The sequence below is a fragment of the Streptococcus mitis genome (assembly GCF_002096855.1).
GTDB lineage: Bacteria > Bacillota > Bacilli > Lactobacillales > Streptococcaceae > Streptococcus > Streptococcus mitis_Y.
The window spans coordinates 259,700-271,473 of the sequence record NZ_NCVH01000033.1 but is presented as its reverse complement, the minus strand read 5'-3'; the positions used below and the strand labels follow the sequence as shown (position 1 = coordinate 271,473).

The following is an 11,774-nucleotide window of genomic DNA, read 5'->3' as shown; positions in this document are numbered from 1 at the left end:
TCAACGATAAAGAAAAGGTAAGAAAAATGAAACATTTAGAAATTGAATTGAAAACACTCTTGAAAAAAGATGAATATGATCGTCTAAAAGACCAGTTCACAAACGTCACCCCTGTTCTTCAAAAAAATTACTACATCGACACTCCTGATTTTGAACTGCGAGAAAAGAAAGTTGCTATGCGCATTCGCACTTTTGAAGACTGGGCTGAATTGACACTCAAAGTCCCGCAAAGTGTTGGAAACATGGAATACAACCAAAAATTGCAACTAAAAGATGCTGAAAACTATCTCGCTAAGGAAGAACTTCCTCAAGGGCTAGTACTGGATGAATTGGCGAAACATGGTATTAAAACAAGTGAATGGCAGATCCTTGGTTGTCTAACGACACTTCGCTATGAAATGCAAACAGCTATTGGTCTCATGGCGCTGGATGAAAGTCAGTACCTTGATACTACAGATTACGAATTAGAGCTTGAAGTTGAGAATCACGAGCAAGGGAAACAAGATTTCCAGCAATTTTTAGAGGAAAATCAGATTGATTATCAAAAAGCTCCCTCAAAATTGGTCCGATTTGTCAAAAGCATGAAAAATAGCTGAAATAATCTCTATTTTTTGGTAAAATAGAAAAGATAAAATACAAAAATCCCAGTTCATATAGGCTAGGCAGATATGGCTAGGATTTAAAAAGTTTACAGAGGACGGTCTATAATGTCAGATAGAAAAAACATGAAACTTTTCGCACTCAACTCTAACCAAGAAATTGCACAGAAAATTGCTCAAGCTGTTGGTGTCCCACTTGGAAAACTATCATCACGTCAATTTTCAGACGGAGAAATCCAAGTAAATATTGAAGAAAGTGTCCGTGGTTATGATGTGTACATCATCCAATCAACAAGTTTCCCTGTTAACAACCACCTAATGGAATTGTTGATTATGGTTGATGCTTGTGTGCGTGCAAGTGCCCACAGTATCAACGTTGTCCTTCCATATTTTGGCTATGCACGCCAAGACCGCATTGCTTCACCACGTGAGCCACTTACAGCAAAACTAGTTGCTAATATGCTGGTTAAGGCTGGTGTTGACCGTATCCTTACACTTGATTTGCATGCTGTTCAGGTTCAAGGCTTCTTTGATATTCCTGTTGATAACCTCTTCACAGTTCCCCTATTTGCAAAACATTACTGCGATAAGGGTCTACTTGGGTCAGATGTTGTTGTCGTCAGTCCTAAAAATTCAGGTGTGAAACGTGCCCGTAGCTTGGCTGAATATCTTGATGCTCCTATCGCCATTATCGACTACCCTCAAGACGATGCAACTCGTAACGAAGGTTATATTATCGGTGATGTTGAAGGTAAGAAAGCTATCTTGATTGACGATATTTTAAATACAGGACGCACCTTCTCTGAAGCTGCTAAAATCGTTGAACGTGAAGGGGCTACAGAAATTTATGCTGTTTCTAGTCATGGTCTCTTCGTTGAAGGAGCTGCTGAACTCCTTGACAATACTAATATTAAGGAAATTCTTGTGACTGATTCAGTAGCAACAAAAGAAAAAACTCCTAAAAACGTATGCTACATCACTGCTAGTGAGTTAATTGGTGATGCCATCGTCCGTATTCACGAAAGAAAACCAGTCAGCCCACTCTTTGCCTACAACAAAAAGAAATAAGGTGATTCTTTGATTTATTTGGACAATGCTGCAACGACTCCTATGTCAACAGTTGCTATTTCAGCTATGACCAAGGTTATGCAAGAAACCCACGGAAACCCTTCTAGTATTCATGGTCATGGTCGTCAAGCTGGTAAACTATTGCGTGAAGCCCGTCAGGAACTAGCCCAGTTACTGGGGACAAAACCTCAACATATCTTTTTCACTTCTGGTGGGACTGAAGGCAACAATACTGCCATCATTGGCTACTGCCTTCGTCACCAAGAACAAGGAAAACATATCATCACAACTGCTATTGAGCACCATGCCGTCCTTGAAACCATTGATTACTTGGTTCAACACTTTGGTTTTGAAGCAACCATTATCCAACCAGAAAATCAAGAAATAACAGCCCAACAAATTCAAAAGGCTTTACGTGACGATACGATTTTGGTTTCTACCATGTTTGCCAATAATGAGACAGGAAACTTACTTCCCATTGCTGAAATTGGCCAAATACTCAAGCAACATCCTGCCGCCTATCATGTTGATGCAGTTCAAGCTATTGGTAAAATACCAATTCACCCCGAAGAATTGGGCATTGATTTTCTCACTGCTTCTGCCCACAAATTCCATGGTCCTAAGGGAATCGGCTTTCTCTACGCATCTAGCATGAACTTTGATTCCTATCTCCATGGTGGAGACCAAGAACAGAAAAAACGTGCAGGAACTGAAAATTTAGCTGCCATCGTAGGCATGGTTGTAGCCCTAAAAGAGGACCTAGAAAAGCAAGAAGAATATTTTCAACATGTACAAAATCTAGAAACTGCCTTTCTTACAGAGCTAGAAGGAATTCAGTATTACCTGAATAGAGGAGAACACCATCTCCCTTATGTTCTCAATATTGGATTTCCTGGTCAGAAAAACGATCTCTTACTCCTTCGTCTAGATTTGGCTGGAATTTCAATCTCTACTGGCTCAGCCTGCACTGCAGGTATTGTCCAATCCAGCCATGTTCTTGAAGCCATGTACGGCCCGAATTCAGAACGCTTGAAGGAATCCGTTCGTATCAGTTTGTCGCCAGAAAATACTGTTGAAGACCTACATACCCTCGCAAAAACCTTAAAAGAAATTATCGGAGGTTAGCCATATGGCATTTGAAAAAACCATTCAGTTAAAAAATTGTCGTTACGACTACACTCTTAGCCCTTCTGTTAAGAAATTCACCCTTAAGGACAACACCTTTTTTGAGACTAAGGTTGGTAACTATGAATTGACTCGCCTTTTGGAAAAAGTTCCGAACAGCGGTGAGGGATTCCAACTCAAAATCATCATTAACAAGGAACTTACAGGTGCTAAAATCAATATCACTGACAAGTTTGGGCTACGCCTAGTTGATATTTTCAAATCAGAAGACCACCACATTCATCAGGAAAAATTCTACTTCCTCATGGATAGCTTGGTAGAACGTGGTGTCTTTACAAAATCGGAAAGATAGGTCCCATATGTTTGAACTGACCTATAAGGACAACTATCATGTAGAGCGTACACTCAAGTATGAGGATTATGAAGCTCTCATGCTGGCTCTGTCAGGATGTGTGACCCTACCAGATACACTTTATGTGACTTCTCTGACTTTTAATGGCCAGAAAGTTTATCAGGGTCTGGTCGGAGATCTCTACCGTTTTCTATCACAAGCTCATTTTTCAGATAAAAACTAAGAAATTTCTTAGTTTTTTCTTGTTTTTGTTGATTTTTTCACAATGTTTCTATAAAATAGAAGAATAGAAAGGTTGTGATTTTGTGAAAGATAAACAGTCTGCTATTCCAAAAGCAACAGCAAAAAGACTCTCTCTTTACTATCGAATTTTCAAGAGATTTCATGCAGAAAAAATCGAACGTGCCAACTCCAAGCAAATTGCTGAGGCTATCGGTATCGATTCTGCGACCGTACGTCGTGATTTTTCCTACTTTGGTGAACTAGGTCGCCGTGGTTTTGGCTATGATGTCAAAAAACTGATGACATTTTTTGCCGATTTACTCAATGATAACTCCATTACCAATGTCATGCTGGTTGGTATTGGAAATATGGGTCATGCCCTTCTCCACTACCGCTTCCACGAGCGTAACAAGATGAAGATTATCATGGCCTTTGACCTAGATGACCATCCTGAAGTCGGTACCCAAACTCCTGACGGGATTCCCATTTACGGGATTTCTCAAATCAAGGATAAAATCAAGGATGCTGATGTGAAGACTGCTATCCTGACAGTTCCCAGCGTCAAGTCACAAGAGGTTGCTAATCTCTTGGTGGATGCTGGCGTGAAAGGAATTCTCAGTTTTTCACCAGTCCATCTCCATTTACCAAAAGACGTGGTCGTTCAGTATGTCGATTTGACAAGTGAACTCCAAACCCTCCTCTACTTCATGCGAAAAGAGGATTAGAAAGCGAAAATCATTTTATGAAAAAACCAGTTATTGGGATTACAGGAAACGAAAAAACTCATCCAGATGATGACATCATGATGAGCTACGTAGCAAAAGGCTTTGTTGAAGGCGTTAAAGAAGCTGGAGGAATTCCCATCATCCTACCGATTGGTGATCAAGAAATGGCCTGCCACTATATCAGTATGATTGACAAGCTCATCTTGACAGGTGGGCAAAATGTTGATCCAAAATTCTATGGTGAACCAAAAACCATCGATAGCGATGACTACCACCCTCAAAGGGATATCTTTGAACTGGCCCTCATCAAGGAAGCTATTAAACAGAAAAAGCCAATTTTTTCTGTCTGCCGTGGAACACAACTCTTTAACGTTGCCATGGGTGGAACTTTGTACCAAGATATCGAAGATCACTGGCAGGATTGTTCTGCCGAATACACAACCCAACGCTTGGTGACAGAACCTGATACAGTTCTTCGAGAAATCTATGGAGAAATCTCCCATATCAACTCCTTCCATCATCAGAGTATTAAGGATTTAGCACCTAACTTAAAGATTGCAGCTCATGATCCTAAGGATGGTATCATTGAAGCTGTCATGAGTACGGATGATGTCGCCTTTCTCGGTGTCCAATGGCATCCAGAGTTTCTATTTGAAAATCGTCCCAAAGATAAAAATCTCTTTGACTATGTCGTTAATGAACTTTAGATTAAATCTGTTTTTTCACGGTAACTAAAGTAACTGGAGTGAGAGACAATCAAATGGTCCAAGAGGACAATCCCCATCAGATCACAAGCATCTTTGACAAGTTTTGTAACATGATCATCATTTCGGCTAGGGGCTACAGCTCCCGAAGGATGATTGTGAACTAAGATGAGAGAGGTCGCCATATGCTTGATGGCATAATGAAGAATCTCTCGCGGCTCAGCGATACTACGAGTGGCAGAGCCGATAAAAATGGTCTGTTGATGGATGATTTGATTTTGAGTATTGAGATAGAGCGCCACCAGGTGCTCTTGTTTTTTGTCCCCCAATTCCTGTTGCATCTTCTTCGCCAACTTTTGACTACTGAGAATACTTTCCATCTCAAGAGTCTCATGTTTGTGAATACGATGGCCCAGTTCGATCATAGCTTGTAGTTCTATAGCCTTAACACGACCGATACCAGACAGACTCTGCAATTCCTGCAGGGTCATTTTTTTCAAATCCGTTAGGCTTGAAAGATTGTTCAAAACTTTCTGGGCAATTTCAAAAACGCTAGCTTGACGTGTTCCTGTCCTAAGTAAAATAGCTAGCAACTCTTGATTACTGAGCGCTTCAACTCCTTCTTTTGCCAGCCTTTCTCTTGGCAACAGTGAATCTTCTTGGAATGAAATACTATACATAAAAATCCTCCTCACTTTATTATTCGTGAGAAGGATGAAAAATTAGATTTTTTTCTCAATTGGAGCCACACTGGCTAAAAGTTTTTTCAAACCTACTTCTGGGAAATTGATTTTTAATTCCTGAGTAGCACCGCTACCTGAAACTTCCAGAACAGTTCCCTCTCCCCATTTCTTGTGGAGGGCAATGTCACCAATGGACCAATTTGTCTCGCTAGACGCTGATTTTGCTCCAGCTGTAAATTGACCAAATGGGAGACCGCTTGACTGAATAGTTTTTGGGGCCGCACTGCGTTTACGGTCTTGGAGGGCCTGCGCCAAACTCATACCTTGACCGAAGGCAAGGCCACCACTACTATATGATGCTTTAAAGCTTGTATTTGCTGGACGAGCCAACCCTTGATACTCAAGTAAGTCTGAGCTGATTTCGTTAATAAAACGAGTCGGACGATTGTAGTTGGTACGACCAAAAAGCAGGCGCGAGTTGGCATTGGTCAGATAGAGAATTTTCTCTGCACGCGTAATTCCTACATAGGCCAGACGGCGTTCTTCTTCTAATTCATCTGGATCCTCAGCTGCACGGCTAAGCGGAAAGACATTTTCTTCCATCCCAATCAAAAAGACAACTGGAAACTCGAGGCCTTTGGCAGCATGCAGGGTCATTAGGGTAACTTCTGATGTCTCCTGACTACCTGAATCTGTGTCTGCAATCAAAGCCAAGTCATTTAAGAAACGACTCAGCTTGTCCAGACCAGTTTCCTCTTCTGGCTCATCAGAGGTGTCATCAAAGTTTTTCGTTACAGAAAGGAACTCTTCGATATTTTCAACCCTAGCCTTGCTTTCTAAGGTCGCTTGAGCATTTAGAATATCGACGTAACCTGTTTTTTCTAGGACGGCCTCAACCAACTCTGTAATGTTTAATTGATCTAGCTGCTCTCGTAAATCTAGAATCATATTGGCAAAATCCCAGATAGACTGGGCTGCTTTACCCTTGATACCAGACAACATAATATTGGCTGAAGCATCTAGCATAGACATGTCTTGCATATTAGCAAAGTCACGAATTTTCTCGACTGTACCTGGCCCAATTCCACGCTTAGGCTCGTTGATAATACGCTCAAAACTGATATTGTCACTCAAATTGGCAATAAGATTGAGGTAAGCGATAATATCTCGGATTTCCTTACGGCTGTAGAACTTTGTTCCGCCAACCATGGTATAAGGAATATTGGACTTAAGAAGGGCTTCCTCAATAGTACGAGACTGCGCATTAGTACGATAGAGAACTGCAAAATCCTTGTGAAGGAAGTTTTGACTGCGACTAAGTTCATCGATGGTTCTAGCTACAAATACAGCCTCATCCAACTCATCATTGGCACGATAGTAAACGATTTGTTCCCCATCAGCATTTTGAGTCCAGAGATTCTTAGGACGGCGATTTTTATTATTTTTAATGACCTCGTTGGCCGCTTGCAGAATGGTTTTAGTTGAACGGTAATTCTCCTCCAACAAAACAACCTTGGCTTGGGGATAATCCTTTTCGAAGTCCAAGATATTCTGCATATCAGCACCACGCCAGCCATAGATAGACTGATCCGCATCCCCAACCACACAGATGTTTTTAAAACGCGAAGCCAAGAGTTTGACTAATTGATACTGGGCATGGTTGGTATCTTGGTACTCATCAACATGGATGTACTGAAACTTCTGTTGATAGTAGGTCAAGACATCAGGATTCTGATCAAAGAGACGCAAGGTCAGCATAATCAAATCATCAAAGTCAACCGACTCCGACTGACGCAATTCTTTCTGATAGGCTGTATAACACTGAGCCACGATTTGCGTGTACATATCACCAGCTTGAGCAGCATAAGCCACATCATCAATCAAATCATTCTTAGCATTGGAAATGGTCCCTAAAATGCTCCGTTCATTCCATTTTTTAGGATCCAAGTTCAACTGTTTGAGAATGCGTTTCATGAGCGTCCGCTGTTCACCAGGATCTACAATAGTGAAATTGCGGTTGTAGCCAATATGGTCCGCATCGCGACGCAAAATACGAACACACATGGAGTGGAAGGAAGCAATCAGACAGTCCTGAGTGGCTGGATTGAGGCTATAAGCACGCTCCTTCATCTCACGCGCAGCCTTATTAGTAAAGGTAATGGCCAAGATATTCCACGGATTGATCAGCTTTTCATCAATCAGATAGGCAATGCGGTGGGTCAAAACTCGGGTCTTTCCAGAACCAGCCCCCGCCATAATCAACAAGGGACCTTCTGTCGTTTGCACCGCCTCAGCCTGACGGTCATTCATTCCATTTAATAATGCGTTCATCTTCTCTTCCTTACTCTTGAAGTCAATATTTCTATTATATCAGAATTCAGGGAAAATATCTTTACCTAGACTGGTTACGTGTAGAAGGCAACTTCTTATATTTAGATAAAAAATGAGCTTGGATAGTATTTCCAAACTCATTTAAAGTCAATTGCGATATACTAGAACAAGCCTAATACTGTTCCATTGCTTTCAACATCCATGTTGAGAGCAGCTGGTCGTTTTGGAAGTCCTGGCATGGTCATGACATCGCCAGTTAAGGCAACGATGAAGCCTGCACCTAATTTTGGCACCAATTCGCGAATGGTAATTTCAAAGTTTTCAGGTGCTCCAAGTGCATTTGGATTGTCTGAGAAGCTATACTGGGTCTTAGCCATACAGATTGGCAATTTGTCCCAACCGTTTTGAACGATTTGAGCGATTTGAGTTTGAGCTTTCTTCTCAAAGTTCACTTTGCTACCACGGTAGATTTCAGTAACAATCTTTTCAATCTTTTCTTGAACAGAAAGGTCATTGTCATACAAACGTTTATAGTTAGCTGGGTTTTCAGCGATAGTCTTAACAACTGTTTCGGCAAGTGCTACTCCACCTTCTGCACCATCAGCCCAGACACTTGCTAGTTCAACTGGCACATCAATAGAAGCACAAAGTTCTTTCAAGGCTGCAATTTCAGCTTCTGTATCAGAGACAAATTCATTAATAGCTACGACTGCTGGAATACCGAACTTACGGATATTTTCAACATGGCGTTTCAAGTTAGCAAAACCGGCACGCACCGCCTCCACATTTTCCTCTGTCAAAGCGTCTTTAGCCACGCCACCATTCATCTTAAGGGCACGAAGGGTTGCTACAATAACTACTGCATCTGGAGATGTTGGCAAATTTGGTGTCTTAATATCAAGGAATTTCTCGGCACCAAGGTCTGCACCAAAACCAGCTTCAGTAACTGTGTAATCAGCCAAGTGAAGGGCTGTTGTCGTTGCCAAGACAGAGTTACATCCGTGAGCAATATTGGCAAATGGACCACCGTGTACAAAGGCAGGTGTTCCGTAAATTGTCTGAACCAGGTTCGGCTTAATAGCATCCTTCAAGATCAAAGCTAAGGCACCTTCAACCTGCAAATCACCTACAGAAACAGGTGTACGATCATAGCGATAACCGATAACAATATTAGCCAAACGGCGTTTCAAGTCCTCGATGTCTGTTGCCAAGCAAAGAATCGCCATGATTTCTGAAGCAACTGTAATATCAAAGCCATCCTCACGTGGAATACCATTTAGAGGGCCACCAAGTCCAACGTTCACATGGCGAAGGGCACGATCATTCAAGTCCACTACACGTTTCCAGAGGATACGACGTTGGTCAATTCCCAACTCATTTCCTTGGTGTAAGTGGTTGTCAATCAAGGCAGAAAGAGCATTGTTTGCAGTCGTAATGGCATGCATGTCTCCAGTGAAGTGAAGGTTGATGTCTTCCATTGGCAGAACTTGAGCGTAACCACCACCAGCAGCACCCCCCTTAATACCCATTACTGGACCAAGAGATGGTTCGCGAATAGCAATCATAGTTTTCTTGCCAATCTTATTCAAGGCATCCGCAAGACCAATGGTAATGGTTGATTTTCCTTCACCTGCAGGTGTTGGGTTGATGGCAGTAACCAGAATCAATTTTCCAACTGGATTGCTCTCAACTGCACGAATTTTATCAAAGCTGAGCTTAGCCTTGTACTTTCCGTACAACTCCAAATCGTCGTAAGAAATACCAAGTTTCTCTACAACATCAACGATTGGCTTCAGCTCAATACTCTGTGCGATTTCAATATCTGTTTTCATTCAAAACTCCTCTAACCTCTTATATGATAATTCATTATAACACAAAACAAGATTTTTAACATCCAAAAACTCTCTAAACGTTCGTAAATATCCCTGTTTTTAAGGTTTTTAGAGTCCTTTCTTAAATTTTATATGGCTTTATAGTTTGAAACTATATTCTTTCCTTTTACCAAAATTTTATCACTTTCATTTTACTTACCGTTTATTTTTGTGTACAATAGTGCTATGAAAATTTTAGTTACATCGGGCGGTACCAGTGAAGCCATCGATAGCGTCCGCTCTATCACTAACCATTCTACCGGTCGTTTGGGGAAAATCATCACAGAAACCTTGCTTGTTGCAGGGCATGAAGTTTGTTTAATAACGACAAAAAGAGCTTTGAAACCAGAATCCCATCCCAACCTAAGTATTCGAGAAATTAACAATACCAAGAACCTTCTTCTGGAAATGAAAGAACGTGTTCAGGATTATCAGGTCTTGATTCACTCAATGGCCGTATCTGACTACACTCCTGTCTATATGACAGGGCTGGAGGAAGTTCAAGCTAGCTCCAATCTAGAAGAATTTTTAAGCAAGCAAAATCATCAAGCTAAGATTTCTTCAACTGATGAGGTTCAGGTTTTGTTCCTAAAAAAGACTCCCAAAATCATCTCTCTAGTCAAGGAGTGGAATCCTGCTATTCATCTGATTGGTTTCAAACTGCTGGTTGATATCTCTGAGGATTATCTCATCGAGATTGCCAGAAAAAGTCTTATCAATAACCAAGCAGACTTGATTATTGCAAATGACCTCACTCAAATCTCAGCAAACCAGCATCGTGCAATCTTTGTTGAAAAAGATCAGCTTCAAACAGTCCAGACTAAAGAAGAAATTGCAGAACTCCTCCTTAAAAAAATTCAAGCCTATCATTCATAGAAAGGAAAGCTATGGCACATATTCTCTTGGCTGTAACAGGGTCTATCGCCTCTTACAAGTCGGCAGATTTAGTCAGTTCTCTAAAAAAACAAGGTCATCAAGTCACTGTCTTAATGACTCAGGCTGCTACAGAGTTTATCCAACCTTTGACACTACAGGTACTCTCACAGAATCCTGTTCATTTGGATGTCATGAAGGAACCCTATCCAAATCAAGTCAATCATATTGAACTTGGAAAAGAAACTGATCTATTTATCGTAGTACCTGCAACTGCTAACACTATTGCAAAACTAGCCCACGGCTTTGCGGACAACATGGTAACCAGTACGGCTCTAGCCTTGCCAAGTCATATCCCAAAACTCATCGCACCAGCAATGAATACAAAAATGTATGACCATCCGGCAACTCAGGCTAATCTGAAAACATTAGAAAGCTACGGCTATCAGCTGATCGCTCCAAAAGAATCCCTACTAGCTTGTGGAGACCATGGACGAGGAGCATTAGCTGACCTCACAATTATTTTAGAAAGAATAAAGGAAACTCTCGATGAAAAAACGCTCTAATATTGCACCCATTGCTATCTTTTTTGCAACCATGCTCGTGATTCATTTTCTGAGCTCACTTATCTTTAACCTTTTCCCATTTCCAATCAAACCGACCATCGTTCATATTCCTGTCATTATTGCCAGCATTATCTACGGTCCACGAGTTGGGGTTACACTTGGATTTTTAATGGGATTACTTAGCTTGACCGTTAACACGATTACGATTCTACCAACAAGCTACCTCTTCTCACCATTCGTCCCAAACGGAAACATCTACTCAGCTATCATAGCTATCGTCCCACGTATTTTGATTGGTTTAACTCCTTATCTAGTCTATAAACTAATGAAAAACAAGACTGGTCTGATTTTAGCTGGTGCCCTTGGTTCACTTACCAACACAGTCTTTGTACTTGGTGGAATTTTCTACCTTTTTGGAAATGTCTTTGATGGTAATATCCAAAAACTCCTAGCAACCGTTATCTCAACAAATTCGATTGCCGAATTAGTCATTTCCGCAGTTCTAACCCTAGCCATTGTTCCAAGACTACAGACTTTGAAAAAATAAAAACAATCTCCACTTTCAAACCTGAAGGTGGAGATTTTGCTCTATACAGTTTCTTTTTAGTGAAATCTTTACCAATATTTAATTTAAAATGGCCTATAAACTTAAGTA

Annotated in this window: 13 protein-coding genes; 10 read left to right on the top strand and 3 right to left on the bottom strand. The window is 41.0% G+C overall.

All coding sequences use genetic code 11. From position 1 onward, the window contains the following. Positions 1–26: 26 nt before the first annotated feature. The 7 genes from B7698_RS09580 (at position 27) to B7698_RS09550 (ending at position 4,798) form a co-directional block, all read left to right on the top strand. A complete protein-coding gene (locus B7698_RS09580; RefSeq protein ID WP_084865517.1) occupies positions 27–596 on the top strand; it encodes a CYTH domain-containing protein in 570 nt (189 codons plus the stop codon). Between the two features lie 111 nt (positions 597–707). Next, positions 708–1,667 carry a ribose-phosphate diphosphokinase gene (locus B7698_RS09575; RefSeq protein WP_001283818.1) on the top strand — a complete coding sequence of 320 codons (960 nt, stop codon included), beginning with the start codon at positions 708–710 and terminating at the stop codon, positions 1,665–1,667. A gap of 9 nt (positions 1,668–1,676) precedes the next feature. Further along, positions 1,677–2,792 (top strand): cysteine desulfurase family protein, encoded by a 1,116-nt coding sequence (locus B7698_RS09570; protein WP_084865515.1) that lies wholly within the window; start codon positions 1,677–1,679, stop codon positions 2,790–2,792. A gap of 4 nt (positions 2,793–2,796) precedes the next feature. Then, on the top strand, positions 2,797–3,144 hold the full coding sequence (locus tag B7698_RS09565; RefSeq protein ID WP_000863540.1) for a DUF1831 domain-containing protein: 348 nt from the start codon (positions 2,797–2,799) through the stop codon (positions 3,142–3,144). Between the two features lie 7 nt (positions 3,145–3,151). Next, a complete protein-coding gene (locus B7698_RS09560; protein ID WP_192855137.1) occupies positions 3,152–3,367 on the top strand; it encodes a DUF4649 family protein in 216 nt (71 codons plus the stop codon). A gap of 82 nt (positions 3,368–3,449) precedes the next feature. Beyond that, the gene (locus B7698_RS09555) at positions 3,450–4,091 is read left to right on the top strand and encodes a redox-sensing transcriptional repressor Rex (protein WP_000653417.1); all 642 of its coding nucleotides are present in this window, start codon (positions 3,450–3,452) and stop codon (positions 4,089–4,091) included. 17 nt (positions 4,092–4,108) lie between these two features. Then, positions 4,109–4,798: a gamma-glutamyl-gamma-aminobutyrate hydrolase family protein gene (locus B7698_RS09550; protein ID WP_084865511.1), complete on the top strand. Its 690-nt coding sequence runs from the start codon at positions 4,109–4,111 to the stop codon at positions 4,796–4,798. Here B7698_RS09550 and radC read toward each other — a convergent pair. The 3 genes from radC to B7698_RS09535 form a co-directional block, all read right to left on the bottom strand. Then, complete coding sequence (gene radC / locus B7698_RS09545; RefSeq protein WP_084865508.1) at positions 4,795–5,475, bottom strand: RadC family protein; 681 nt, start codon at positions 5,473–5,475, stop codon at positions 4,795–4,797. The two genes, B7698_RS09550 and radC, sit on opposite strands and share 4 nt — an antisense overlap. Positions 5,476–5,517: 42 nt before the next feature. After that, positions 5,518–7,809 carry a DNA helicase PcrA gene (gene pcrA, locus B7698_RS09540; protein ID WP_084865506.1) on the bottom strand — a complete coding sequence of 764 codons (2,292 nt, stop codon included), beginning with the start codon at positions 7,807–7,809 and terminating at the stop codon, positions 5,518–5,520. A gap of 161 nt (positions 7,810–7,970) precedes the next feature. After that, positions 7,971–9,641: a formate--tetrahydrofolate ligase gene (locus B7698_RS09535; RefSeq protein WP_033685156.1), complete on the bottom strand. Its 1,671-nt coding sequence runs from the start codon at positions 9,639–9,641 to the stop codon at positions 7,971–7,973. A 225-nt stretch (positions 9,642–9,866) separates the two neighbouring features. Here B7698_RS09535 and coaB point away from each other — a divergent pair, with 225 nt between their 5' ends. From coaB to B7698_RS09520, 3 genes are read left to right on the top strand one after another with little or no spacing between them, the layout of a single operon-like run. After that, on the top strand, positions 9,867–10,556 hold the full coding sequence (gene coaB, locus B7698_RS09530) for a phosphopantothenate--cysteine ligase (protein ID WP_004254191.1): 690 nt from the start codon (positions 9,867–9,869) through the stop codon (positions 10,554–10,556). Positions 10,557–10,567: 11 nt separating this feature from the next. Next, positions 10,568–11,119 carry a phosphopantothenoylcysteine decarboxylase gene (gene coaC / locus B7698_RS09525; RefSeq protein WP_084865505.1) on the top strand — a complete coding sequence of 184 codons (552 nt, stop codon included), beginning with the start codon at positions 10,568–10,570 and terminating at the stop codon, positions 11,117–11,119. Further along, the gene (locus B7698_RS09520) at positions 11,103–11,666 is read left to right on the top strand and encodes an ECF transporter S component (protein ID WP_000747412.1); all 564 of its coding nucleotides are present in this window, start codon (positions 11,103–11,105) and stop codon (positions 11,664–11,666) included. The genes coaC and B7698_RS09520 overlap by 17 nt, the downstream gene beginning before the upstream one ends. Positions 11,667–11,774 lie beyond the last annotated feature (108 nt).